This window comes from Pseudomonas sp. YA1, assembly GCF_058680555.1.
Window position 1 is genome coordinate 209650 of sequence record NZ_JBZWBG010000009.1, and the last position, 25138, is coordinate 234787.

A 25138-nucleotide genomic window follows, 5' to 3' on the forward strand; every position below is an offset into this window, starting at 1 on the left:
CCGCCGGCGAGGGCGGCCGCGCTCCGCGTCACTGCATGTTGATGATCACCGCTTCCTGCCACTGCCGCGGCAGGCGCTTGGAGGTTTCCTCCCAGGCCTTGGCGTCCTTGATCGGCTGGGCCTTGGCGTACTGCTCGTTGGGCAGCAGTTGGGCCTTCACGTCGTCCGGCAGGGTCAGGCTCTCGGCGCGGATCGGGCGCGCGTTGCCCTTGGCCAGGTTGATCTGTCCGGCGTCGCTGAAGATGTACTCGCGGGCGAGCTTGGCGGCGTTCGGGTGCTTGGCGTACTTGTTGATGATGGTGGTGTAGCCGGAGATCACCGAGCCGTCCGAGGGGATCAGCACCTCGAAGCGCTCCGGGTCGATCTGCTGGCGGTAGCTGAGGCCGTTGAAGTCCCAGACGATGCCGACTTCGACCTCGCCCTTTTCCAGGGTGGCGATCACCGGGTTGGTCAGCGACAGGCGGCCCTGCTTGGCGATCTTGCCGAAGAACTCCAGGCCCGGCTTGATGTTCTTCTCGTCGCCGCCGTTGGCGATGGCCGCGGCGAGCACCCCATTGACCGCCTGGGCGGCAGCGCTGACGTCGCCGATGGTGACCTTGTACTTGCCCTGCAGCAGGTCGGCCCAGCTGTGCGGTACGTCCTTCACCAGTTGTTTGTTGACGATGAAGGCGATGGTCCCGGTGTAGGCGAGCGCCCAGTGGCCGTCCTGGTCCTTGGCCCAGGCCGGGATCTGTTCCCAGGTGCTCGGCTTGTACGGCTGGCTGACGCCCTGCTGCACGGCGATGGGGCCGAAGGCGGCGCCGACGTCGCCGATGTCGGCGCTGGCGTTGTCCTTCTCGGCCTTGAACTTGGCCAGCTCCTGGGCCGAACTCATGTCGGTATCCATGTGCTTGAGCCCATACTTGCTCTCAAGGTCCTTCCAGGTGTCCTTCCAGTTCGCCCAGCTGTCGGGCATGCCGACGCTGTTGACCTGGCCTTCCTTGCGCGCGGCCTGTTCCAGCGCCTGCAGGTCCGCTTCGGCGGCCAACGCCAGGCCGCTGCCGAGGGCGATGGCGGTTCCCAGCAATGAAGCAAGCATGCGTTTCATTCGGTGCTCCTTCGTTCGAGAGGTTCGGTCGGGCAGCCTCGGGAGTTCTCGACGCTCCTTCGGGCGGGACTGCCGCGGGTGTGGTCTAGATCAGCAAGACCCAGGCCAATCTAGAGCCGCTGGATGACGGTTTCATGTCAGCTAGCCGCGCCTGGCATCGCCGCGGCTTGCATCCGCAGAAGCGTAGACCATGCTTAAGCCCTCGATTCCATGGGCGTCGGGCGCTTCCGGGAAGACCGCTGTCTTGTGCCTGTCACGTCCCGGTCATCTGGGTTTCCTAGCATCGGACGAGCCGGAGGCGCAGAGCGGGCCGGTGGAAGTGCCCCTGATTGGGGCTGGACTAGACCAATAAGGAAGCAGTCGATGCGTGACGAAGCGCTACCCACCGTAACGGCGATCTGCCGGGCGCTCAGCGAGCAGATCGGCCATGGTCTGCTGCCGGCGGGTGGCAAGCTGCCGGCCGAGCGCAAGCTCAGCGAGCTGTTCGCGACGACCCGGATCACCCTGCGCGAGGCGCTGATCCAGCTGGAGTCGCAGGGCCTGATCTACCGCGAGGAGCGCCGCGGCTGGTTCGTCTCCCCCGAGCGGCTGGCCTACAACCCGCTGGTCCGCAGCCACTTCCATGCGATGGTCAGCGAACAGGGCCGGGTGCCGGCGACCGAGGTTCTGTCGGCCCGGCAGATGCCGGCGAGCGCGGCGGTCTGCGAGCTGCTGGAGCTGCCGGCGCTGTCCAGCGTCTACCAGATCCGCCGGGCGCGGCGGGTGGACGGGCGGCTGGTGCTGTATGTCGAGCACTACCTGAACGCGCAGTACTTCCCCGGAATCCTCGGCCACGACCTGACCCGCTCGCTGACCGAACTCTATGCCAGCGAGTACGGCATCCACTATGGGCGGGTGCGTTTCGACATGGTGCCCACTGCACTGCATGCCGAGGCTGCGGCGCCGCTGAAGGTGGCGGTGGGCAGCCCGGCCCTGCGCATCAGCCGGATCAACCGCGACCAGCGTGGTCGGCTGATCGACTGCGACCTGGAGTTCTGGCGCCACGACGCCATCCATATCAGCGTCGAGGTACCGCAGTAACGCCACGCGTCGACGACCTGCGGCACCTTCTGCGAGGATGGGCTCCCGGGAAAAGGAGCCCTCGCATGTTCATACTGCCGATTTCGTCCGACCTGCACCTGGAGCTGCTCGACCAGCCGCGCGCCGAGGAACTGTTCCGCCTGGTGCGCGCCAACAGCGAGCACCTGGCGCCCTGGATGCCGTGGGTGCCACTGACGCAGAGCGCGGACGATACCCGCCGTTTCATTGGCGAAGGCCAGCGGTTGTGGGCGGAGCGCAGGAGTTGCCGCTGCGGGATCGCCGAATCCGGATGCCTGGTCGGCGTCATCGACCTGCACGATTTCACCGAGGACAGCCGCAGCGCCAGCATCGGCTACTGGCTGGCGGCGTCCGCGCAAGGGCGCGGGCTGCTCGCCAGGGCGCTGGGGAAGACGATCGAACTGGGTTTCCTTGGCTACGACCGGCAGCGCCTGGTGATCCGCTGTTCCACCGAGAACCTGCGCAGCCAGCGCGCCGCCGAGCGCCAGGGCTTCCGGCGCGACGGAGTGATCCGGGCCAACGAGATCATCGCCGGGCGTGCCCACGACCATGCGATCTACACGCTGTTGCGCAGCGAATGGCACGCTGCGCACGCCTGAGTGGCCCCGGGCGAATGCCCGGGGCGTGAGTGAGGCTGGCGCTCAGGGCAGCTCGCTGCTGGCGTAGAAGGCGCCGAGCACCTTGACCAGGTGCGCCAGGTCATGGCTGCCGGCCAGCTCGCGAATCGAGTGCATGGCGAAGGTCGGCAGGCCTATGTCGACGGTGCGCACGCCGACCTGGCTGGCGGTGATCGGGCCGATGGTCGAGCCGCATCCCATGTCGCTGCGGGTCACGAAGCTCTGCACCGGCACTTCGCTGTCCTGGCAGAGGTGGCGGAAGAAGCCGGCGGTTTCGCTGTTGGTGGCATAGCGCTGGTTGCTGTTGATCTTGATCACCGGACCGCCGTTCAGCGCCGGGCCATGGTTGGCGTCGTGCCTGTCGGCGTAGTTCGGGTGTACGCCATGGGCGTTGTCGGCCGAGACCAGCAGCGAGCGCTGGATCGCCCGGCTGAAGGCGTCGCCTTCCGGCAGCAGGCGGCGCAGTACCTGTTCGAGGAACGGACCGTCGGCGCCGCAATGCGAACAGGAACCGACTTCCTCGTGGTCGGTGCAGACCAGGATGCAGTTCTCGTCGCCTTCGGCGTTGAGCAGAGCTTCCAGGCCGGCGTGGCAGGACAGCAGGTTGTCCAGGCGCGCCCCGGCGATGAACTCGTCGTTGAGGCCTACCACCGCGGCGGACTGGGTGTCGTAGAACGACAGCTCGTAGTCCAGTACCACGTCGGCGGTGATGCCGTGCTCGCGCAGCAGCTGTTCGTCGAGCAGCAGGCGGAAGTCGGCGGCCTCGCCCGGCGCCAGCTGGGCGATGATCGGCGGCAGTTCGTTCTGCGCGTTGATCGGCCAACCCTCGTTGGCGGCGCGGTTGAGATGGATGGCCAGGTTGGGGATGACCGCGATGGCCTTGCGGAAGTCGACCAGGCGGCTTTCCAGCTTGCCATTGGCGCGGAAGGTGACGCGTCCGGCCAGCGACAGGTCGCGGTCGAACCAGGGGGCGAAGAGGGCGCCGCCATAGACTTCGACGCCGAGCTGGAGGAAGCCGTTGCGAGCGATCTCCGGGTTCGGCTTGACCCGCAGGCAGGGGCTGTCGGTGTGCGCGCCGACCAGGCGGAAGCCGCTTTCCAGGGGCGAGCGACGGCCCAGGCGGATGGCGATCAGCGACGAGTCGTTACGGGTCACGTAGTAGCGGCCGCCGGCTTCGGTGTGCCAGGCGTCGCGCTCGTCGAGGCGGCGGTAGCCGGCGGCTTCCAGGCGGCGGGCGAGGCTGGCGGTGGCATGGAAAGGCGTGGGCGAGGCCTTGAGGAAATCGATCAGGCCCTGGTTGAGTTCTGCGCGCATAGTGGCTCCGGACGGCAATCCATGCAGTCTATCGTATTGTCCGACGGGGTTCAGGTCGTTGGCGGCGGGGCCGGCCAGAAAAAGCGGAAGCTGGTCGTTGTATGGCAAGACGGGGTACCGGAAATCGGCGGGCGGCGTCCCGGCGGGCCGGGACGCGGCGGGGAAGGCTCAGAACGGCGCCGGCGACTCGAAGCGCAGGCGTTCGCCGCTCCGCGGATGGGTCAGGCACAGCAGGCTGGCGTGCAGGCACAGGCGTTCGTGGGCGGCGAGGGCTTCGGGGTTGGCGTAGAGGCGGTCGCCGAGCAGCGGATGGCCGATGGAGAGCATGTGCACGCGCAACTGGTGCGAACGGCCGGTGATCGGCGTCAGCTCGACCCTGCTCCAGCGCTCATGACGCTCGACCACACGCCAGAAGGTCAGGGCGTGGCGGCCGTGCTCGAAGTCCACCACGTGACGCGGCTTGGTCGGCGGGTCGTAGCGCAGCGGCAGTTCGATGCGCCCGCTGTCCAGTTCCGGCAGGCCCCAGCAAAGGGCGGTATAGGCTTTCTCGGTCTCGCGGTCGTGGAACTGGCGGGACAGCTCGCGGTGGCTGTCGGCGTCGCGGGCGAGCACCATCAGGCCGGAGGTTTCCCAGTCCAGGCGGTGGACGATGCGGGCCTCGGGATAGCCGTTTTCCTGCAGGCGGGTGACCAGGCAGTCCTTGTTGTCATCGGCGCGGCCGGGCACCGACAGCAGCAGGGTGGGCTTGTCGACCACCAGCAGAGCGTCATCCTGGTGAACGATTCGAATCTGGGACAGCGGCATAGCGAACGGGCTCATCGCCGGGAGGCGGCAGGGAGCCTGGCGGGCAGGCTCGGTGAAACGACTGCGGCGGCCAATGGCCGCCGCAGTATGGACCCTGGGCGAATCAACGATCCGGCAGGGTGATGTTGAGTTCCAGGATCGAGCAGTTGCCCTGGTTCTCCAGTTCCACCTGGATCTGCTCCTGGTCGATCGGTACGTACTTGCGGATCACTTCCAGCAGGTCTTTCTGCAACTGGGGCAGATAATCCGGCTGTGCGCGCTGGCCACGTTCGTGGGCAACGATGATCTGCAGTCGTTCTTTCGCGATGGAAGCGCTGTTCTGCGATTTCCGACTGCGAAAGAAGTCTAAAAGGCTCATTCACGTCCTCCGAACAGTCTTTGCAGGAATCCTTTCTTCTGCACATCGAGGAATCGATGCGGTATTTCCTTGCCGAGCAGGCGGTCGACCGCATCGCTGTACGCCTGGCCGGCGTCGCTCTGCTCGTCGAGGATCACCGGCACGCCCTGGTTCGACGCCTTGAGCACGGCCTGGGATTCCGGGATCACCCCGAGCAGGCGGATGGCGAGGATCTCCTCGACGTCGTCGACGCCGAGCATCTCGCCCTTGGTGACGCGCTCCGGGTTGTAGCGGGTCAGCAGCAGGTGTTCCTTGATCGGCTCCTCGCCTTTCTCGGCGCGCTGCGACTTGCTTGCCAGCAGGCCGAGCATGCGGTCAGAGTCGCGTACCGAGGAAACCTCGGGGTTGGTCACGACGATCGCTTCGTCGGCGAAGTACATGGCCAGGTGGGCGCCTTTCTCGATGCCCGCCGGGGAGTCGCAGATGATGTATTCGAAGTCCTTGCGCAGCTCGGCCATGACTTTCTCGACGCCTTCCTTGGTCAGGGCGTCCTTGTCGCGGGTCTGGCTGGCGGCCAGGACATGCAGGTTTTCGAGGCGCTTGTCCTTGATCAGGGCCTGAGTGAGGGTGGCCTCGCCGTTGACGACGTTGACGAAGTCGTACACCACGCGGCGTTCGCAGCCCATGATCAGGTCGAGGTTACGCAGGCCGACGTCGAAGTCGACGATGACGGTCTTGAAACCGCGCAAGGCCAGGCCGGTGCCGATAGCTGCGCTGGTGGTGGTTTTACCGACGCCACCCTTACCGGAAGTGACTACGAGAATTTTGGCCAAGGTGATTCACCCCAATGAAAAACGTAAGAATTCTGGTCCCTGAAAGTGGCGGCAGTATCCGTTAAAGGCGGGTGATGTTCAACACGTCACCCGACAGGCTGACGTGCACTGCCTTACCCCACTGCGGGCTGCGTCGCAGGTCCTCCGCGACCTTGTAGTTACCGGCGATGGAGACCAGTTCGGCGGCCAACTGCTGGCAGAAGATTCGTGCCGTGGCGTCGCCTTTCACGCCGGCCAGTGCGCGTCCGCGCATCGGGCCGTACACATGGATGTTTCCGTCGGCGAGAAGTTCCGCGCCGGGACTGACCGCGGCCAGCACGATCAGGTCGCCGCCGGCGGCGTAGATCTGCATGCCGCCGCGCACCGGAGTCTTCACCACCTTGGTCGGGCGGCTGACGGGATCGGCGGGCTTCTCTTCCGCCTTGGCCGGCTCGGGCCTGGCTTCACCGGCGCTCGGGCTGGGCTCTTCGGCAGGCTTGCGCGGGGCGCTGTCCTTGATGTCCAGCGGTCGTTCGCGGGCGCCCGAGGGCGGCAGCACCGGCAGGTCCAGGGCCTGGGCGGCGGCGATGTCCTCCTCGCGCCCGGCGCGGATCGCCAGGGTGCGCAGGCCGTGGCGGCGACAGACCTCGAGGAGCGCCGGCAGGTCGAGGCGGCCTTCGCCTTCGGGCAGCTTGTCGAGGGCCATGACCAGGGGGGTGTCGCGGAAGAAGTTGGGCGCTTGCGCCACCTTGTCGGCGAGTTGCCGTTCGAGCCTCGCCAGGTCGTTGTGCGCCAGTTCGAGGATGGTCACCGCGAGCATGCTGCCCTTGAGCTGGAATACGGGGTCTTGATCGAGGAGGTCGGCTTGGCTCATGGGGCTTGTCGGTCGTTGAATTGCAGGGACTTATAACGAGAACGCCGGATGCCCGCAAGCGTGGCAGATAGCCGGGGCGGCATCGATCGGCAACGCGGCGTCCCGCCGGGACGGCGGGCAGGGTAGAATGGCGGGCTTTGATCGTCGTCGGAACCGTCCATGGATCGCCCCCGTTTCTCCAGCGCTTTCCTCCATCCCCGCTACTGGCCGCTCTGGTTCGGCCTGGGGCTGCTCTGGCTGGTGGTGCAGTTGCCTTATCCCGTCCTGCTGATGCTCGGCCGTGGCCTGGGGGCGCTGATGTACCGCTTGGTCGGCTCGCGCCGCGAGATTGCCGCGCGCAACCTCGAACTGTGCTTTCCGGAAAAGTCGCCCGCCGAACGCGAGCGTCTGCTGAAGGAGAACTTCGCCTCCAGCGGCATCGCCTTCTTCGAGATGGCCATGAGCTGGTGGTGGCCGAAGGCGCGCCTGGCCCGTCTTGCCCATATAGAAGGCCTGGAGCATCTGCGCGAGGCCCAGGCCAAGGGCGAGGGGGTGATCCTCATGGCCCTACATTTCACCACCCTGGAGATCGGCGCGGCGCTGCTCGGCCAGGTGCACACCATCGACGGCATGTACCGTGAGCACGACAACCCGGTGTTCGACTACATCCAGCGCCGTGGCCGCGAGCGGCACAACCTCGATGCCACCGCCATCGAGCGCGAGGACGTGCGCTCGATGCTCAAGGTGCTGCGTGGCGGCCGCGCCATCTGGTACGCACCGGACCAGGACTACGGCGCCAAGCAGAGCCTGTTCGTGCCGCTGTTCGGCATCCCGGCGGCCACCGTCACCGCCACTACCAAGTTCGCCCGCCTGGGCCGGGCGCGGGTGTTGCCGTTCACCCAGAGCCGCCTGGCCGATGGCAGCGGTTACCGCCTGACCATCCACCCGCCGCTGGAGGACTTCCCCGGCGAGAGCGAGGAAGCTGATTGCCTGCGGATCAACCAGTGGGTCGAGCGTTGCGTGCGCCAGCAGCCCGAGCAGTACCTGTGGGCGCACCGGCGTTTCAAGACCCGCCCGCCAGGCGAAGCCAAGCTCTATCCGAAACGGCGCAAGCGCTGAGGACGGGCATTCCGGACGCGCGCGGGGTCTGGCTATACTCGCCGCAGTTCATGACGGAAGCCCCGCTGTGTCCGATCCCCTTGCCCCACGTCCGCCGCTCACCGGCCTGATCCTTTCCGGGGGCGGTGCCCGCGCGGCCTACCAGGTCGGCGTCCTGGCCGCCATCGCCGACCTGCTGCCGGACAGCGCCGGCAATCCTTTCCCGGTCATCGTCGGTACCTCCGCCGGCGCCATCAACGCCGTTGGCCTGGCTTGCGGCGCCCTGCAATTCCGCCAGGCGATCCAGCGCCTGACCGCGGTCTGGCAGGGATTCCGCACCGAACATGTCTATCGCAGCGACTGGCCGGGCGTGACCCGCCAGGCCTCGCGCTTCCTCGGCCATAGCCTGCTCGGCCTGGGGCGGCGGGTGCCGGTGGCGTTGCTGGACAACCGGCCGTTGCATGAGCTGCTGGCACGTGAGCTGGATTTTTCCGGGATTCATGCGGCGGTGCGCCAGCGCCAGTTGCGCGCGGTGGCGGTGACCGCGTTCGGCTACGAGTCGGGGCAGGCGGTGACCTTCTACCAGGGGCGCGCGACCATCGATCCCTGGGTACGCCATCGGCGCCTGGGCATTCCCACCCGCCTGGAGCTTCGGCACCTGCTGGCCAGCGCGGCGATCCCGCTGCTGTTCCCGCCGGTGCGGATCAACCGCGAATACTTCGGCGACGGCGCGGTGCGTTCCCAGGCGCCCATCAGCCCGGCGTTGCACCTGGGCGCCACGCGGGTGCTGGTGATCGGCGTCAGCGGCAACCCGGCCACCGGTGGCGACAGTGCCATGACCGGCCTGCCGCCGTCCGACCGACCGCCGAGCCTGGCGCAGATCGGCGCCCACCTGTTGAACAGCACCTTCATCGACAGTCTGGAAGGCGACATCGAGCAGTTGCAGCGGATGAACCAGATCGGCCAGTTGGTGGCGCCGGAGGTGCGCCGCCAGGCGGGTGGGCTGGAGCCGGTGGAGGTATTGCTGGTGTCGCCGAGCCGGCCGCTGGACGAGATCGCCGCGCGGCACTACCGGGAGCTGTCGCGGGTGCTGCGGCTTTTCCTGCGCGGTCCCGGAGCGACCCGCGCCAGCGGGGCGGGGGTATTGAGCTACCTGTTGTTCGAGCGCGGCTATTGCAGCGAACTGATCGAACTGGGCTACCACGATGCGATGGGCAAGCGGGCGGAACTGGAGCGCTTCCTGCGGATCGAGCGGTAAACCTTATTCAGGACGGGACAGGCGGAAGGAAAAAGCCGCCCCGAAGGGCGGCTCGCGCACGGCTCAGACGGCCAGGACACCGTCGCGATAGTCGCGTAGCGCCTGCTCGATTTCCTCGCGGCTGTTCATCACGAACGGACCGTACTGGACGATCGGCTCGCGCAACGGCTTGCCGGCGAGAACCAGTACCCGGGCGCCGGCTTCGCTGCGCAGGCTCAATTCCCCTTCTTCGGACAGCCGAGCCAGGCGATTGGTGGCGATTTCCACCGGGCGTTCGCCTTCCACCGTCAGGCTGCCTTCGTAGACGTACAGCAGCACGCGATGGCCGTCCGGCAGGCGCGGGGCGATGCGGCCGCCGGCAGGCAGTTGCAGGTCGTAGTAGTGCGGCTCGGTGTCCGGCCTTTCCACGGCGCCGATCTGCTGCGCCTGGCCGTCGTCGAAGCGACCGGCGATCACCGTGACCTTCACGCCTCCGGCGGTTTCCAGGCGCGGCACGTCTTCCGGCTCGATATCGCGATAGCCGGCCGGGGCCAGCTTGTTCTTCGCCGGCAGGTTGACCCACAGCTGGAAGCCACGCATCGCGCCTTCCACCTGTTCCGGCATCTCGCTGTGGATGATGCCGTGGGCGGCGGTCATCCACTGTACGCCGCCGGGCTTGAGCAGGCCGCGATTGCCGAGGTGGTCTTCGTGGCGCATGCGTCCTTCGAGCATGTAGGTCACGGTCTCGAAGCCGCGGTGCGGGTGCGAAGGGAAGCCGGCGACATAGTCGTCCGGGTTCTGGGTATCGAACTGGTCGAGCATCAGGAACGGATCGAAGCGTTCCGGGGACGGGCCGCCGATCACGCGGGTCAGGCGGACGCCGGCGCCATCGGAGGCGGGGTGGCCGGTATGCAGTTCGAGGACATCACGGTAGCGGGTCATGGGAACCTCCTGGTTCGTGTATGGCTCGATGATAGTCCTCTCTGGTCGATATATGGTTGCGAGTTTTATGTAATTCCTATCGATTTATTGAATTGTTCTGAGGAAAAGAAACCGCCGCACAGGGCGACGGTTCTTCGCCTCACTCGGCGATCTGCAGCTTGCGCGCCTCGGTATAGATGTAGCGCAGTTTCTCGTACTCGAACGGCGAGTTCATCTGGCCGTAGCGGAAGCTGGTGTTGTAGCGCCTGTCCACCACGCGCAGGGCGGTGATCTCCGGGTGGTCGCCGCTGGCCTGGGGAACGTTGAGGTAGTTCACCTGGTATTCGCCGACGTAGTCCACCACCAGTCCGCCGGTGTCGCGCAGGTTGGACGGGCCGAGGATTGGCAGCATCAGGTAGGGGCCGCCGCCCACGCCGTAGAAGCCGAGGGTCTGGCCGAAATCCTCGCTGCGCTTGTGCAGGCCCATCTTGGTCGCCGGGTCCCACAGGCCGAGCACGCCGAAGGTGGTGTTGAACAGCAGCCGCGCGGTGGTTTCCATCGCCGCCTTGCCCTTCAACTGGGCGAGGTTGTTCAGCAGGTTGGGCACGTCGCCGAGGTTGTCGAAGAAATTGCTCACGCCGCTGCGGACGAAGTGCGGGGTGACGTACTCGTAGCCTCGTACCACGGGCAGGAACACCCACTCGTCGAAGCGATAGTTGAAGTGGTAGACCCGGCGGTTCCAGGATTCCCAGGGATCGTACATGTTCAGTGCGTCGAGGGTGGCGCGCTCGAATTCGCGTTGATCCAGGCCGGGATTGAACTTGAGTTGGTCCAGCGGACGGCTGAAACCGTCGCCGTCGAGCTGACGTGGCGGCATTTCGACCGGCGCGGCGGCCTCGTCGGCCTGGGCGCTGGCGGCTGCGCTCAGCAGAAGGGCGAACATCCAGTGTGCGGTTCGGCTCATCGATCAGTTTCCTGCCTGCTGGGTGAGGGCCGCGCTGGCGACCTGGGTCTGTCCGGCGGCGGGCGTGGCGAAGAAGTCCAGCATGTCCTGCGCGTTGACCTTGTAGTTGAGGTTGCCGCAGTGACCGCCATAGGGATAGACGGTCAGGCGTTCGCCGAAGGTCCGGCGAAGGAAGCCGAGGTCGCCCGGGCCGAGGATGACGTCGTCGGCGTTGTGCATCACGGCGATCTTCGGGCTGTCGTGCAGATAGTCCTGCAGCTTGTAGAGGCTGACCTGGTTGACCAACTGGGTCAGGCTGCCGCCGTCGTAACGGGCTCGCCACATCGGGATCAGTTGCTCAGTCATGTAGCACTCGAAGTCGCACTGCAGCGCGCGCTTGAAGAAGGGCTCCAGGCTGGTGCCTTCGTTGATCGGGTAGTTCGGCGGGGTGATCAGGCCGCGACGGTTGACCAGGTCCGAGGTGAAGGCGATGTCGGCGGCGGAGAAACGGAACGAGGTGCCGATCAGCATGGCCATTTCCTCGTTGCTCAGGCGCTGCTTCGACTGCTGGAAGTCGTAGAGCATGGCGTCGTTGATGTCGACGTAGCCTTTCTGCCGGAAGTAGCGGGTCAGCTTGCTCAGCACCACCTCGTAGAAGGTGCGCGAGTCGGTGATGCCCTTGACCTGGGTTTCCACCAGTTTGTCGAGGTTGCTCACCGAGGTGTAGAGGTTCACCGGTGGATTGAGCAGCAGCACCTTCTTGAAGTTGAAGCTCTGGCGGCTTTCGTCGAGGTGGCTGACGAACGCGGCGTTCAGCGCCCCCAGGCTATAGCCGGTGAGGTAATAGTCGGTCACCGGCAGGTCGCGCTGCTGCGCGCGCACCGCCTGCATCACCCGGTACAGGTCATCGGCGTCGTCGCTGGAAAAGCCCGGTGTGGCGAAGCGCGAGGCGCTGGCCATGAAGTCCCAACTGGTCGGCGAGGACAACTGCACCACGTGGTAGCCGGCCTGGTAGAAGAGCTTCTTCAGGTATTCCGGGTAGCTGCTGGCATAGTGCGCGCCAGTCCCGGCGATGATGAAGATCAGCGGCGCCGCATGATCCTGGCGGGCCAGGCGGTAGCGCAGCTTCTTCACCGGCCAGAAGTTGTCCGGCAGGGCGAACTCGCGCTCCGGGCGCAATTTCAGGCTGTAGTCCTTCTGGTCGATGTCCTCGCTGTGCGGAAGCTCGGGACGCAGTTCCGGCGGCGTGGTGGCGATGGTCGCCTCGAACGGGTTGGTCAGTGGATAGCCGTAGCTCGCGGCGTCCACGTCCCGGGCCTGCGCCAGATTGGCACAACCGAGGGCGAGGCCGCCGAGCAGGGCAGCGAAACGGAGGAAGTGGGGCATCGGGGGAATCCCTTCGAGGGAAAAGTACTGAGTGAATATACTGCCGCTATGACAACTGCAAGCCTCAGTAGTGCAGTGGGTTATTGCAGCCAGCGTTCCAATCGGTCTTTCCCGCCTCTTGCCGTGCCTCGCGAATATCCCTTCAGGCGTGGCGGTGCAGCCAGCCGTGGGCGCTAGCCGGGCGCGGCGCGCCGTCTTTCTCGAAGCGTTTCCAGATCTTCTCGTGGAAGTAGAAACCGACCGAGTTGCACAGCGGCTCGACCGCCGCCACCAGCCCGCCGACCGCTATGCTGCCGGTCAGCGCGTAGGCCACGCTGAAGGCGATGATGAAATGCATGACGGTGAAAGTCAGGGTCTTGAGCATGGTGGCTCTCCTTTAACGAGAATCGTTCCTCTTTGTAGGGAGCCTATCCAGGCGGCCGGCCAAGCGGAAATCGGCCTGTCCAATCGAGAGCATAGAGCGCTTCGATCGCACCGTCGCGGAGCACATCCTTTGAGGGCCGCAGCGCAGTTCGGGACATGTCGTTATCGGGTGCGATGGGTGTCGTTCTCAGAGCAGTCCGCCGTCCGGGCGCGCCGATGATGGACGGCGGCACCGCAGAGTGCCGCGACCGCCGGGGAGCGTCCCCGGCGGCATAGAACAAGGGGTACGTCTGATGCGAATGATGCGACGACTGTTGTGCTGGAGTGCGGGCCTGGCAATGTCGGCGGCGGTGGGGATGGCGGCCGCGGCGGACAAGCCGGTGATCACCATCGGTTACGTGGACGGCTGGTCGGACAGCGTGGCGACCACCCATGTGGCCGCCGAGGTGATCCGCGAGAAACTCGGCTACGAGGTGAAGCTGATGCCGGTGGCGGCGGGGATCATGTGGCAGGGCGTGGCGCGCGGCAAGCTCGATGCCATGCTCTCGGCCTGGCTGCCGGGCACCCACGGTGCCTACTACGAGAAGATGAAGGATAAGGTGGTCAACCTTGCCATCAACTACCCGGACGCACGCATCGGCCTGATCGTCCCCGAATACGTGAGCGCCAACGGCATCGCCGACCTCCAGGCGCAGAAGGACGCTTTCGGCGGCCGCGTGGTGGGCATCGATGCCGGCGCCGGGGTGATGATCAAGACCGACGAGGCGATCAAGCAATATGGCCTCGACTACAAGCTGGTGGCCAGTTCCGGCAGCGGCATGATCGCCGAGCTGACCCGTGCCGAGAACGAGAAGAAGCCGGTGGTGGTGACCGGCTGGATTCCGCACTGGATGTTCGCCAAGTGGAAGCTGAAGTTCCTCGACGACCCGAAGAAGGTCTATGGCGATACCGAGCATGTCGACACCGTCGCCAACCCGGCGCTGGAAGCCAAGGCCAAGCCGGTCTGGGAGTTCCTGAAGAAGTTCGGCTGGAAGGATGGCAACGAGGTCGGCCAGGTGATGCTGGCGATCCAGGAGGGCGCCAAACCCGAGGATGCGGCGAAGCAGTGGGTGGCGGCCAACCCGGGACGGGTCAAGGACTGGGTGCAGTAGCACGGCTGGTTCGATTGGGGAACGCCGTGCCCGGGCAACCGGGCACGGCGTTTTTCCTTGCCGAAGGCTGGCTCCGGAATCTGCCGGAAGGCCCGGGAATACCGGTCTAGAGCGGCTGGCGAAACGCTACGACTAAAGTCGTCTGGAGCGCTTGCACCAGCGTCCTACAGTGGATATCGACGACATTCCGCGTCACCCCGCTGTGAGGATAAAAACAATGAACGACAGCATCTACCAGCGGATTGATACCAATCCGCGCTTCAAGGAGTTGGTGGCCAAGCGAGAGCGTTTCGCCTGGATACTTTCTTCGATCATGCTTGGCCTCTACGTGATATTCATCCTGCTGATCGCTTTCCAGCCGCAGCTGCTGGGCGCGCGTATCAGTCCCGATTCGTCCGTGACCTGGGGTATCCCGATGGGTATCGGACTGATCCTTGCCGCGTTCATCCTGACCGGCCTGTACGTGCGTCGCGCCAACGGCGAGTTCGACAGCCTGAACCAGGAAATCCTCAAGGAGGCGCAGCAATGATCGCTCGTCTCCTTGCCGCGCTCGGCCTTGCCGCCTTCGCTCCGGTCCTCTGGGCCGACGCGCTGACCGGCGACGTGCAGCGCCAGCCGCTGAACGTCGCGGCCATCGTCATGTTCGTCGCCTTCGTCGGCGCGACCCTCTGCATCACCTACTGGGCATCCAAGCGCAACCGCTCGGCGGCCGACTACTATGCCGCAGGCGGCCGCATCACCGGCTTCCAGAACGGCCTGGCGATCGCCGGCGACTACATGTCGGCGGCATCCTTCCTGGGTATTTCGGCGCTGGTCTTCACTTCCGGCTACGACGGCCTGATCTACTCGATCGGCTTCCTGGTCGGCTGGCCGATCATCCTCTTCCTCATCGCTGAGCGCCTGCGCAACCTGGGCAAGTACACCTTCGCCGACGTCGCCTCCTACCGTCTCAAGCAGAAGCAGATCCGCACCCTCTCGGCCTGCGGCTCGCTGGTGGTGGTGGCGTTCTACCTGATCGCGCAGATGGTCGGCGCCGGCAAGCTGATCGAGCTGCTGTTCGGCCTCAACTACCATGTCGCGGTGGTCCTGGTGGGCATCCTGATGGTGCTCTACGTGCTGTTCGGCGGCATGCTGGCGACCACCTGGGTGCAGATCATCAAGGCCGTGCTGCTGCTCTCCGGCGCCTCGTTCATGGCGATCATGGTGCTCAAGCACGTCAACTTCGACGTCAGCACGCTGTTCTCCGAAGCCATCAAGGTGCATCCGAAGGGCGAGGCGATCATGAGTCCGGGCGGCCTGGTCAAGGATCCGATCTCGGCATTCTCCCTGGGCTTCGCGCTGATGTTCGGCACCGCCGGGCTGCCGCACATCCTGATGCGCTTCTTCACCGTCAGCGACGCCAAGGAAGCGCGCAAGAGCGTGTTCTACGCCACCGGTTTCATCGGCTACTTCTACATCCTGACCTTCATCATCGGTTTCGGCGCGATCCTGCTGGTCAGCACCAACCCGGACTTCAAGGACGCCACCGGCGCCCTGATCGGCGGCAACAACATGGCGGCGGTGCACCTGGCCGACGCGGTGGGCGGCAGCCTGTTCCTCGGCTTCATCTCGGCGGTGGCCTTCGCCACCATCCTCGCGGTGGTCGCCGGGCTGACCCTGGCCGGGGCCTCGGCCGTCTCCCATGACCTGTACGCCAGCGTGTTCAAGGGCGGCAAGGCCAACGAGAAGGACGAGCTGCGGGTCTCGAAGATGACCACCGTGGCCCTGGGCGTGGTCGCCATCGTGCTCGGCATCCTCTTCGAGAAGCAGAACATCGCCTTCATGGTCGGCCTGGCCTTCTCCATCGCCGCCAGCTGCAACTTCCCGGTGCTGCTGCTCTCCATGTACTGGAAGAAGCTGACCACCCGCGGCGCCATGATCGGCGGCTGGATGGGCCTGATCACCGCGGTGGGCCTGATGGTCCTCGGCCCGACCATCTGGGTGCAGATCCTCGGCCACGAGAAAGCCATCTACCCGTACGAGTACCCGGCGCTGTTCTCGATGATCGTCGCCTTCGTCGGTATCTGGTTCTTCTCCATCACCGACAAGTCGGCGGCGGCCGACGAGGAGCGGGCGCGCTTCTTCCCGCAGTTCATCCGTTCCCAGACCGGCCTGGGCGCCTCTGGCGCGGTGGCCCACTAAGCGCTACGTGAAGGCGTAGCCCGAGGCGGCGGCCGGGTTTCCGGTCCGCCGCCTTTCGTTTCAGCGTCCCGGTCACAGCGAGATGAGCCATGCCTGACAGTTTCAACTTCGCCTCGCCGCCCTTCGACCAGTTGCGTCCCCATCAGCGCGAGACCCTCAAGCAGGCCCTCAGCGTAGGCTACTACGCGCCGGGGGAAACCTTGCTGGAGGCCGGTTCGGCGGTCCCCGGGCTGTTCGTCCTGCTCAAGGGCGTGGTCGAGGAGCGCGGCGACGACGGGCGGGTATTCGCCCAATACGCCGCGGACGACCTGTTCGACGTCCGCGGGCTGTTCTCCGGCAGCAGCAAGCACCGCTACCTGGCGATCGAGGAAAGCATCGTCTACGAGTTGCCGGCCAGTTGCTTCCACCAGTTGTGCGGGGAGAACCCGGGGTTCGCCCGCTTCTTCCAGGCCGACCTGGCGGCCAAGCGCCAGTTGGCCCAGCGCGACGGGCAGAACCTTGCCGAGTTCATCCTTACCCGCATCGCCCGCGAGCACTTGCTGCCGGCGCTGGAGGTGGAGGCCTCGCTGTCCCTCGGCGACGCCGCGCGCCTGCAATTGAGCCACGGCGCCGATGCCCTGCTGGTGCGGCTGGAGAGGGACGGGTCCGAACTCGGCATCGTCACCCGCACCGACCTCATGAGCGCGCACTTCCGCGACGGGCGCAGCGAGCTGGAGGCGATCGGGCCGTTGGCCCATGGTCCGCTGGCCAGCGTCGAACTGGGCGATTTCCTGTTCGACGCGATGATCCTCATGACGCGCCAGCGTATCGAGCGGGTCGCGGTCACCGAAGACGGCCAGGTGCTCGGCCTGTTGCACCTGACCCAGGTGCTCAGCCTGTTCTCCACCCATTCCCACGTCCTGGCGCTGCGCATCGCCCGCGCCGACGACCTCGGCGACCTGCGTCGCTGCGCGGAAACCCTGGACACCCTGATCGCTACCCTGGCCGGCAACGGTATCCGCCTGCGCTTCATCATGCAGCTGGTCAGCGCGCTCAACGAGCAATTGCTCGAACGGCTTTTCGAATTGTTGCTGCCGCCAACCCTGCGCGGGCGCTGCTGCTTGCTGGTGATGGGCAGCGAAGGACGCGGCGAGCAGTTGCTGAAGACCGACCAGGACAATGCCCTGGTCCTGGCCGACGATCTGCCGCAGGAACAGGCCCTGGCGATGATGCAGCGCTTCAGCGCGGCCTTGCTGGAGTTCGGCTATCCGCCCTGTCCCGGTGGAGTGATGGCCAGTCGGCCGGAATGGTGCAAGCCGCTGGCGGCCTGGCAGGCGGAGCTGCGCACGACGCTGCTGGAGGGCAAGCCGGAGCAGCTGTTGCGCCTGTCGATCCTGGCCGATGCCTGGCCGGTGGCCGGCAACCTGCAACTGTTCGAGCCGTTGCGTCGGCAACTGCGCGGTTTCGCCGACGGCGGCGAGCGCTGGCTGGCGGATATCGCGGCGGCGGCCCTGCAATTCGATACGCCGCTGACCTTCCTCGGCCAACTGAAGACCCAGGACGCCCGCCTCGATCTCAAGCGCGGCGGGATCTTCCCCATCGTCCACGGCATCCGCACCCTGGCCCTGCGCGAAGGCCTGGAGACCCGCGGGACCCTGGCACGGATCGAGGCGCTGAAGCGACACAAGGTCCTCGAAGCACGCCTGGCGGACGACCTGAGCGAGTCTTTCGAGCTGTTCCTGCAACTGCGCCTGACCCGCCAGTTGGCCGGCCAACGCGACGGTCGCCAGCAGGGCCTGGACGTCAGCGGCATGAGCCGCCACGATCGCGACATGCTGCGCTACGGCCTGCATGTGGTGAAGAAGTTCAAGCAGAGCGTGGCCCGTCAATTCCACCTGGAGACCCGATGAACACCATGGTCAAGTTGCCCGACAGCCGCTGGCCGGGCTGGCGCCGCCGGCTGTATTGGTGGATGCACGAGGCGGTCGAGGCGGAGGAAGTGATCTCCCTCGATCTCGAGACCACCAGCCTCGACCCGCGTCGTGCCGACATCCTCAGCATCGGCGCGGTGCTGGTGCGGCGCGGCAAACTGGTCATGGGCGAGCGCCTGGAACTCTACGTCGAGCCGCCGCCGAGCTTGGACGCGGAGTCGATCCGCATCCACAAGCTGCGCCGCGCCGACCTGGAGGGACAGTTGCAGCTGGAGCAGGCCCTGCGCCAGTTGCTGGCGTTCATCGGCGACCGGCCGCTGCTCGGCTACTACCTGTCGTTCGATGTCGCCGTGCTGAACCGGCACCTGCGCCAGCTCTTCGACCGACAGTTGCACAACCCTTCCATCGAGATTTCGTCGCTGTACCACCGGAAGGTCAGCCGGCATTTTCCCGACGCACACATCGACCTGCGCTTCGACACCCTGGCGCGGGCCCTGGATGTGCCGGTCAGCGGTCGCCATACCGCCCTCGGCGACGCCCAGGCGGTGGCGCTGATGTTCATGCGCCTGCTCAAGGGGCCGGCGCCCAAGGTCATCCACTGAGGCTGGAGGGCGCGGATTTATTGAATCTTCGTTGCTCGGCGGGGGTCGAGAACTACAAGGGCGGAATCTGCCGCCCTTTGCCCCATGAGCCGAACAGGAGCGACGCCCATGAGTCTCGGTACGATTCTTCTGATCATCCTGATCCTGCTGCTGATCGGCGGCCTGCCGGTCTTTCCTCATTCGCGCAACTGGGGCTACGGACCCTCGGGGATCGTCGGCGCATTGCTGGTGGTGCTGTTGGTCCTGTTGCTGCTGGGCATGATCTAGGGCCCGATCGGGAATGCCGTCGTGGTTGTCCGCCGTCGCGACGGGTATCGGCGGATAACGCCGTTGGCGTCATGCGCTCTACGTAGGATGGATCGAAGCCTTCGCTTGGTGAGGGGCGGTTTCATCGCGGGTCCGCCGGGCGCTTTTTTTCCATCGACCGGCTTCACTTGCCTTGCGTATCGCGCCAGACTGGCGCGCATGCCGATCCAGACGCTCGCCACCCTTGCCGATATCGACGCCGCCGAGTGGGACGCCTTGTTGCCTCCCGCCCAGCCATTCCTGCGTCATGCTTTCCTGTCCGCGCTGGAAGACAGCCGCAGCGTGACGCCCGCCACCGGCTGGCGCCCGGCCCATCGCGTGCTGCGCGATCCGCAAGGGCGGCTGTGCGCGGCGCTGCCGGCCTATGTGAAGGCGCACTCGTACGGCGAGTACGTGTTCGACTGGAGCTGGGCCGACGCCTGCCAGCGGGCCGGTATCCGCTACTACCCGAAGCTGCTGGTGGGGGTGCCCTTCACCCCGGTCGCCGGTGCGCGCCTGCTGGGCGAGGACGAAGGGTTGCAGGGGCTGCTCGCGTCCCTTGGCGAGGAGGCCGAGGCGAGCGGTCTGTCGAGCATCCATGTGAATTTCACCGACGCCCGGGCGGACACCTTGCTTGCCGCGCGTGACGGTTGGCTCGAACGCCTGGGCTGCCAGTACCACTGGCACAACCGCGGCTATCGGGACTTCCAGGACTTCCTCGAGGCCCTCAGTTCGCGCAAGCGCAAGCAACTGCGCAAGGAGCGCGAACAGGTCGGCGGACAGGGCATCGAGTTCGAATGGCGGGAAGGCGGCCAGTTGTCCGAGCTGGAGTGGGATTTCGTCTATCTCTGCTACGCCAACACCTACCTGGTGCGCGACCGCGATCCCTACCTGAGCCGCGAGTTCTTCGGCCTGCTGGCCGAGCGCATGCCGGAGGCGATCCGCGTGGTCTTCGCCCACCAGCGTGGCAAGCCGGTGGCGATGGCGTTCAGCCTGGTCGCTGGAGATACCCTGTACGGGCGCTACTGGGGATGCCTGGCCGAGTTCGACCGGCTGCACTTCGAGACCTGCTTCTACCAGGGCCTGGAATTCGCCATCGGCGCCGGCCTGGCGCGCTTCGACGCCGGCGCCCAGGGCGAACACAAGCTGATCCGCGGTTTCGAGCCGGTGCTGACGCGCTCCTGGCACTACCTGGCGCATCCCGGTCTGCGCGATGCCGTGGCGCAGTTCCTCGAACAGGAGCGGGCGGGAGTGCGCGCCTACGCCGAGGAGGCCCACGGCCTGTTGCCCTACCGCCAGGCCTGAAGGGGGCCGGAACGATAGGGCGTGGTGAGCGCTCAGCCGTTGCTGGTGCTGCCGCCCCATTCGAGGAAGCGGATCTTGTGCAGCTCGCCGCTATGGTCCTCGTAGACCACGGTCACCGGCACTACGCCGGTCCTGGTCGAATTGTCGGTACGGTGCAGGACATTCTTCACGTCCAGTTGCATGCCGTAGTGGTATTCCTCGACCGGCAGGCCGCGGCCCGGGTCCTTGTCCACGTCCTGGGCGAAGGCCATGGGGGCGAGGCTGGTGATGACGGCGGACACGACAGAGGCAAGTTTCATTCTGTGATTCTCCGTAGCGATGGGGCGAAACCCCCGGTACCGAGCACTGGCATCCTTGGTCGTCCGTGGCCGACGCCAGGTGGACGGGGACGATGCGGCAGGCGTCGGGATCGAGCCGGGGCACGGGTTCGATAAGAACACCGTTTCGCTGGCGGAAAAAATCGAAGCGCGTGCTAGTCGAGATCGACGGCGGTGATGATTGCCGCGCAAAGGCCCGTTGCAGAGCCTTTGACAAGGTCACCCAGGCCGGGCGGCGCGAGCCGCCGCCCGGTGCCGAGGCTTCAGTCGACGCCGACGAAGCCGCCGGTCTGGTGTTGCCAGAGGCGCGCATAGAGGCCGCCATGGGCGAGCAACTCGGCATGCGTGCCGCTTTCGGCGATGTGGCCCTTGTCCAGCACCACCAGACGGTCCATGCGCGCAATGGTCGACAGGCGGTGGGCGATGGCGATCACCGTCTTGCCCTGCATCAGGGTCTCCAGGCTTTCCTGGATCGCCGATTCGACTTCCGAGTCCAGCGCCGAGGTCGCTTCGTCGAGGATCAGGATCGGCGCGTCCTTGAGCAGCACCCGGGCGATGGCGATGCGCTGGCGCTGGCCGCCGGAGAGCTTCACCCCGCGTTCGCCGACGTGGGCGTCGAAGCCGCGGCGGCCCTCGGCGTCGCTGAGCAGCGGGATGAACTCGTCGGCGCGGGCCTTGCGCACCGCTTCCATGAGTTCCGCGTCGCTGGCGCCGGGGCGGCCGTAGAGCAGGTTGTCGCGGATCGAGCGGTGCAGCAGCGAGGTGTCCTGGGTGACCATGCCGATCTGCGCGCGCAGGCTTTCCTGGGTCACCCCGGCGATGTCCTGGCCATCGACCAGGATGCGTCCGCTCTCCAGGTCGTACAGGCGCAGCAGCAGGTTGACCAGGGTCGACTTGCCGGCGCCGGAAGGTCCGACCAGGCCGATCTTCTCGCCGGGCCGGACCTTCAGGTCGAGACCCTGGATCACGCCGCTGCCCTTGCCGTAGTGGAAGGCGATGTGCTCGAACTCCACCTCGCCGCGCTCTACCCGCAGCGGCCGGGCGTCCTCGCGGTCGACCACCTTGCGCGGCAGGGCGATGGTCTGCATGCCATCCTGGACCTGGCCGATGTTCTCGAAGATGCCGCCGACCACCCACATGATCCAGCCGGACATGTTGTTGATGCGGATCACCAGCCCGGTGGCCAGGGCGATGGCGCCCACCGAGATCAGCTCCTGGCTCCACAGCCACAGGGCCAGGCCGGTGGTGCCGGTGATCAGCACGCCGTTCATCACCGTGATGGTCACGTCCATGGAGGTCACTACGCGCCCGGCGCGTTGCGACTTGAGGGTCTGGTCGCCGATCGCTTCGCGGGCGTAGTCCTCTTCCTGGCGGGTGTGGGCGAACAGCTTCAGCGTGGTGATGTTGGTGTAGCCGTCGACGATCCGCCCCATCAGCTTCGAGCGCGAATCCGAGGCCTCCACCGAGCGGCGCTTGACCTGGGGAACGAAGTAGGCGAGGGCGCCGACGTAGGCGAACACCCACAGCACCAGAGGGATCATCAGGCGCCAGTCGGCCTCGGCGAACAGTACCAGGGCGCTGACGGTATAGATAAGCACGTGCCAGAGGGCGTCCACCACCTGCACCGCCGAGTCGCGCAACGAGTTGCCGGTCTGCATGATGCGCTGGGCGATGCGCCCGGCGAAATCGTTCTGGAAGAAGCCGAGGCTCTGCTTGAGCACGTAGCGGTGGTTCTGCCAGCGGATCAGGTTGGTCATGCTCGGGTTGATGCTCTGGTGCACCAGCATGTCGTGCAGGGCGTTGAACAGCGGGCGCAGGACCAGCGCCACCACCGCCATCCAGATCAGTTCGTTGGCGTGCACGCGGAAGAACTCCGCGCTGGGCGTGCTCTGGGCGAGATCGACGATGCGGCCGAGGTAGCTGAACAGCGCCACCTCGATCAGCGCGACGATCAGGCCGACCACCAGCAGGGCCAGGAACACCGGCCAGACCTGGCGCAGGAAGTAGACATAGAAACGCAGCACTTCGCTGGGCGGCATGCGTTCGGAAGCGCTGCGGAACGGGTCGATCAGACGTTCGAAACGACGATAAAGCATGATGGCTCTCTTCTGGAGCGGGCCCGTCCTGGGCCCGCCGGATCAAGCCCCTGCGGCTGGACTCAGAGGCGTTTGGCGGACAGGATCACCACGTCGTCGCTCGGCACGTCGGCGAAACCGTTGCGGCGGGTGGTGGGAACCTTGGCGATCTGGTCGACCACGCCCATGCCACGCACCACCTTGCCGAATACCGCATAGCCGAAGTCGCGGGCGCCATGGTTGAGGAAGTCGTTGTCGGTCAGGTTGATGAAGAACTGGCTGGTGGCCGAATCGACCACGCCGGTGCGGGCCATGGCGAGGGTGCCGCGCTCGTTGAGCAGGCCGTTGTCGGCCTCGTTCTTGATCGGTGCGCGGGTCTTCTTCTCCTGCATGCCGGCGCTGAAGCCGCCGGTCTGCACCATGAAGCCCGGGATCACGCGGTGGAACAGGGTGCCGTCGTAGTAGCCGCTGTCGACGTACTCGAGGAAGTTCTTCACGCTGATCGGCGCCTTGGCCGGATCGAGCTCTACCTCGATCTCGCCGAGGCTGGTGGCGATCAGGACGTGCGGCTTGGCGGCAGGCGTGGCGGCCAGCAGGGAACCGGCGAAGAGCAGGGTGCAGGCGGCGATCAGGAGACGTTTGAGCATGGTTGTTCCTTGGTTTTATCGATATCGGCGAGGAAGCCGAGCAGGGTGGTGTTGAAAATCTCGGGTTGGTCCATCGGCGTGGCGTGGCGGGAGTCCTCCACCACCACCAGGCGGGCGTCGGCGATCCGCTCGCAATAGGCCTGCTTCAGCGATACCGGCGTGTAGTCGCGATCCGCGCTGATCACCAGGGTCGGACAGGCGATCTCGGCCAATCGTTCCTGCACGCCCCAGCCGATGATCGCGTCGAGGCTGGCCAGGTAGGCGCGCTTGTCGTTCTCCGCCCAGCGCGCCTCGATCTTCTCTCGCAGCCCGGCCTGTTCCGCCTTGGGAAACAACAGCCGGCCGAGGGCGCGGCCGATGGTCCGCAGGCTGAGCAGGCGCGAGAGGAGCCTGCGCTTGGCCACTTCCAGGTGTTCGCGGGGCTTGCGCGGGATGACTTCCGGAGTGCTGTTGACGATGGTCAGGCTGCGCAGCAGGTCGGGGCGGTCGCAGGCCAACTGGAAGCCGATCATCCCGCCCATGCTGATGCCGACCAGGTGCACCGGGCCGCAGCCGAGCCGGTCGAGCAGCGCCGCGCAGTCATCGGCGAAGCCGGCCATGCTGTAGCCGCCGCGCGGCTTGCCGGAGCGGCCGTGGCCACGCAGGTCCGGGACCAGCAGGCGGTAGCGGCCCAGCAGGGCCGGCAACTGGTATTCCCAGTCGCGGGCGCTCGAACCCAGACCGTGCAGCAGCAGGACCGGCGCGCGCTCGGCGGGTCCGGGGTGGTCGTCGTAGACGAGGGTGCAGTCGCGGTGCTGGAAGTCAGGCATCTGCGTTCACTCGGCGGCCGGTTCGGGCGCCGCGAAGGGTGCGTTGAGCGGTACGTTGGCGAACGACTTGAGCATTTCCATGAGGATCTGGCTGGCCGGGCCGAGCGGCTTCTCCTTGTTGGTGTAGAGGTAGAAGCGGCTCTGCCGCACGCCGCCCTGGCTCAGCGGCAGCGGCTTGAGTTGGCCGCTCTGCAGTTCGCGCTCGATGATGTGTCGCGGCAGCCAGGCGAAGCCCAGGCCGTTGCCGACGAAGGTCGCCGCGGTAGCCAGGCTGCCCACCGTCCAGCGCTGTTCGGCACCGAGCCAGCCGTGGTCGCGCGGCTGTAGCCGGCCGCTGTCGCGGATCACCACCTGCATCTGGGTTTCCAGGTCCTGGTGGGTCAGCTCGCGTTGCAGGCGGTGCAGCGGATGGTCGGGGTGGGCCACGGCGACGAACTCGACCACGCTGAGGTCGGCGCCGAGGTGGCCGGGAATGATCAGGCCGCTGATCGCCAGGTCGGCGGCGCCCTGGATCAGCGCTTCCTCGACGCCGGAGAGCACTTCCTCGCGCAGCAGCACGCGACAGCCGCGGCTCTGCGGCATGAAGGCGGACAGCGAGCGGACGATCCGCGCGGTGGGGTAGGCGGCGTCCACCACCAGACGCACCTCGGGCTCCCAGCCCTGTTCCATGTGGTGGGCCAGTTCCTCCAGTTGCCCGGCCTGCTTGACCAGTTGCCGCGAGCGGCGCAGCAGCACCTCGCCGGCCTCGGTCAGCACCGCCTTGCGTCCGTCGATGCGCAGCAGCGGCACGCCGAGCTGTTCCTGCATGCGCGCCACGGTATAGCTGATCGACGATTGCGAGCGGTGCAGGGCTTCCGCGGCCTGGGCGAAGCCGCCGTGGTCGACCACCGCCTGCAGGGTCCGCCATTGGTCCAGGGTTACGCGTGGCGCTTTCATTTCCGCCTCCTCGAATGCAGGGATGCCTCGCCGGCGTTTCCGCGGCCGGC

Annotated in this window: 26 protein-coding genes; 11 read left to right on the plus strand and 15 right to left on the minus strand. The window is 66.3% G+C overall.

Annotated features, from left to right (window positions below; genetic code table 11):
* Positions 1-28 precede the first annotated feature (28 nt).
* Positions 29-1087 (minus strand): ABC transporter substrate-binding protein, encoded by a 1059-nt coding sequence (locus AC4OR5_RS15015; protein WP_003091586.1) that lies wholly within the window; start codon positions 1085-1087, stop codon positions 29-31.
* Between the two features lie 363 nt (positions 1088-1450).
* Here AC4OR5_RS15015 and AC4OR5_RS15020 point away from each other — a divergent pair, with 363 nt between their 5' ends.
* Both AC4OR5_RS15020 and AC4OR5_RS15025 read left to right on the plus strand, forming a co-directional pair.
* Positions 1451-2167 (plus strand): UTRA domain-containing protein, encoded by a 717-nt coding sequence (locus tag AC4OR5_RS15020; RefSeq protein WP_003091585.1) that lies wholly within the window; start codon positions 1451-1453, stop codon positions 2165-2167.
* A 65-nt stretch (positions 2168-2232) separates the two neighbouring features.
* Positions 2233-2784 (plus strand): GNAT family N-acetyltransferase, encoded by a 552-nt coding sequence (locus AC4OR5_RS15025; protein ID WP_058160251.1) that lies wholly within the window; start codon positions 2233-2235, stop codon positions 2782-2784.
* Positions 2785-2826: 42 nt separating this feature from the next.
* On the opposite strand, the gene AC4OR5_RS15030 is transcribed toward AC4OR5_RS15025, so the two are convergent.
* The 5 genes from AC4OR5_RS15030 to minC all read right to left on the minus strand — a co-directional run bounded on the left by AC4OR5_RS15030 (position 2827) and on the right by minC (position 6943).
* Entirely contained in the window at positions 2827-4116 is a 1290-nt protein-coding gene (locus AC4OR5_RS15030; RefSeq protein ID WP_023108577.1) for a M18 family aminopeptidase, read from the minus strand.
* Positions 4117-4284: 168 nt separating this feature from the next.
* Positions 4285-4920 (minus strand): RluA family pseudouridine synthase, encoded by a 636-nt coding sequence (locus AC4OR5_RS15035; RefSeq protein WP_058160250.1) that lies wholly within the window; start codon positions 4918-4920, stop codon positions 4285-4287.
* Between the two features lie 103 nt (positions 4921-5023).
* Positions 5024-5278 carry a cell division topological specificity factor MinE gene (gene minE, locus AC4OR5_RS15040; protein ID WP_003091581.1) on the minus strand — a complete coding sequence of 85 codons (255 nt, stop codon included), beginning with the start codon at positions 5276-5278 and terminating at the stop codon, positions 5024-5026.
* On the minus strand, positions 5275-6090 hold the full coding sequence (minD, locus tag AC4OR5_RS15045; RefSeq protein WP_003091579.1) for a septum site-determining protein MinD: 816 nt from the start codon (positions 6088-6090) through the stop codon (positions 5275-5277). The genes minE and minD overlap by 4 nt, the downstream gene beginning before the upstream one ends.
* Before the next feature lie 61 nt (positions 6091-6151).
* Entirely contained in the window at positions 6152-6943 is a 792-nt protein-coding gene (minC, locus tag AC4OR5_RS15050; protein WP_003109174.1) for a septum site-determining protein MinC, read from the minus strand.
* A gap of 159 nt (positions 6944-7102) precedes the next feature.
* Here minC and AC4OR5_RS15055 point away from each other — a divergent pair, with 159 nt between their 5' ends.
* Together AC4OR5_RS15055 and AC4OR5_RS15060 are read left to right on the plus strand one after the other, a co-directional pair.
* The gene (locus AC4OR5_RS15055; protein WP_003091577.1) at positions 7103-8041 is read left to right on the plus strand and encodes a lipid A biosynthesis lauroyl acyltransferase; all 939 of its coding nucleotides are present in this window, start codon (positions 7103-7105) and stop codon (positions 8039-8041) included.
* 67 nt (positions 8042-8108) lie between these two features.
* On the plus strand, positions 8109-9278 hold the full coding sequence (locus tag AC4OR5_RS15060; RefSeq protein WP_003091575.1) for a patatin-like phospholipase family protein: 1170 nt from the start codon (positions 8109-8111) through the stop codon (positions 9276-9278).
* Positions 9279-9341: 63 nt separating this feature from the next.
* Here the strand turns inward: AC4OR5_RS15060 and AC4OR5_RS15065 are convergent, their stop codons facing one another.
* The 4 genes from AC4OR5_RS15065 to AC4OR5_RS15080 form a co-directional block, all read right to left on the minus strand.
* Complete coding sequence (locus tag AC4OR5_RS15065; protein ID WP_003116397.1) at positions 9342-10199, minus strand: pirin family protein; 858 nt, start codon at positions 10197-10199, stop codon at positions 9342-9344.
* Positions 10200-10338: 139 nt separating this feature from the next.
* Positions 10339-11142: an MlaA family lipoprotein gene (locus AC4OR5_RS15070; protein WP_021265068.1), complete on the minus strand. Its 804-nt coding sequence runs from the start codon at positions 11140-11142 to the stop codon at positions 10339-10341.
* A 3-nt stretch (positions 11143-11145) separates the two neighbouring features.
* Complete coding sequence (locus AC4OR5_RS15075; RefSeq protein ID WP_003091553.1) at positions 11146-12507, minus strand: alpha/beta fold hydrolase family protein; 1362 nt, start codon at positions 12505-12507, stop codon at positions 11146-11148.
* A 142-nt stretch (positions 12508-12649) separates the two neighbouring features.
* Positions 12650-12871, minus strand: a complete 222-nt coding sequence (locus AC4OR5_RS15080; RefSeq protein ID WP_003091551.1) for a DUF2061 domain-containing protein — start codon at positions 12869-12871, stop codon at positions 12650-12652.
* A 292-nt stretch (positions 12872-13163) separates the two neighbouring features.
* Between AC4OR5_RS15080 and AC4OR5_RS15085 the strand changes: the two genes are divergently transcribed.
* The 7 genes from AC4OR5_RS15085 to AC4OR5_RS15115 all read left to right on the plus strand — a co-directional run bounded on the left by AC4OR5_RS15085 (position 13164) and on the right by AC4OR5_RS15115 (position 20304).
* Complete coding sequence (locus AC4OR5_RS15085; protein WP_021265067.1) at positions 13164-14021, plus strand: glycine betaine ABC transporter substrate-binding protein; 858 nt, start codon at positions 13164-13166, stop codon at positions 14019-14021.
* Positions 14022-14238: 217 nt separating this feature from the next.
* On the plus strand, positions 14239-14550 hold the full coding sequence (locus AC4OR5_RS15090) for a DUF485 domain-containing protein (RefSeq protein WP_019484618.1): 312 nt from the start codon (positions 14239-14241) through the stop codon (positions 14548-14550).
* The gene (locus tag AC4OR5_RS15095; RefSeq protein ID WP_034015757.1) at positions 14547-16202 is read left to right on the plus strand and encodes a cation acetate symporter; all 1656 of its coding nucleotides are present in this window, start codon (positions 14547-14549) and stop codon (positions 16200-16202) included. The genes AC4OR5_RS15090 and AC4OR5_RS15095 overlap by 4 nt, the downstream gene beginning before the upstream one ends.
* Before the next feature lie 89 nt (positions 16203-16291).
* Complete coding sequence (locus AC4OR5_RS15100) at positions 16292-18091, plus strand: CBS domain-containing protein (RefSeq protein ID WP_058160249.1); 1800 nt, start codon at positions 16292-16294, stop codon at positions 18089-18091.
* Positions 18088-18714 carry a 3'-5' exonuclease gene (locus tag AC4OR5_RS15105; protein ID WP_003091543.1) on the plus strand — a complete coding sequence of 209 codons (627 nt, stop codon included), beginning with the start codon at positions 18088-18090 and terminating at the stop codon, positions 18712-18714. The genes AC4OR5_RS15100 and AC4OR5_RS15105 overlap by 4 nt, the downstream gene beginning before the upstream one ends.
* A gap of 108 nt (positions 18715-18822) precedes the next feature.
* Positions 18823-18981: a DUF3309 family protein gene (locus AC4OR5_RS15110; RefSeq protein ID WP_003091542.1), complete on the plus strand. Its 159-nt coding sequence runs from the start codon at positions 18823-18825 to the stop codon at positions 18979-18981.
* Positions 18982-19179: 198 nt separating this feature from the next.
* Positions 19180-20304, plus strand: a complete 1125-nt coding sequence (locus tag AC4OR5_RS15115; RefSeq protein ID WP_003109183.1) for a GNAT family N-acetyltransferase — start codon at positions 19180-19182, stop codon at positions 20302-20304.
* 32 nt (positions 20305-20336) lie between these two features.
* Here AC4OR5_RS15115 and AC4OR5_RS15120 read toward each other — a convergent pair whose 3' ends face one another.
* From AC4OR5_RS15120 to AC4OR5_RS15140, 5 genes are all read right to left on the minus strand, one after another.
* The gene (locus tag AC4OR5_RS15120) at positions 20337-20603 is read right to left on the minus strand and encodes a DUF2790 domain-containing protein (protein WP_003091540.1); all 267 of its coding nucleotides are present in this window, start codon (positions 20601-20603) and stop codon (positions 20337-20339) included.
* A gap of 281 nt (positions 20604-20884) precedes the next feature.
* A complete protein-coding gene (locus AC4OR5_RS15125; RefSeq protein WP_010793237.1) occupies positions 20885-22717 on the minus strand; it encodes an ABC transporter ATP-binding protein in 1833 nt (610 codons plus the stop codon).
* A gap of 62 nt (positions 22718-22779) precedes the next feature.
* Positions 22780-23343: a peptidylprolyl isomerase PpiA gene (gene ppiA / locus AC4OR5_RS15130; RefSeq protein WP_003114812.1), complete on the minus strand. Its 564-nt coding sequence runs from the start codon at positions 23341-23343 to the stop codon at positions 22780-22782.
* The gene (locus AC4OR5_RS15135; RefSeq protein WP_003091537.1) at positions 23325-24152 is read right to left on the minus strand and encodes an alpha/beta fold hydrolase; all 828 of its coding nucleotides are present in this window, start codon (positions 24150-24152) and stop codon (positions 23325-23327) included. Before AC4OR5_RS15135 ends, ppiA begins: the two co-directional genes overlap by 19 nt.
* Positions 24153-24158: 6 nt before the next feature.
* Entirely contained in the window at positions 24159-25088 is a 930-nt protein-coding gene (locus AC4OR5_RS15140) for a PA3225 family LysR-type transcriptional regulator (RefSeq protein WP_003091534.1), read from the minus strand.
* Positions 25089-25138 lie beyond the last annotated feature (50 nt).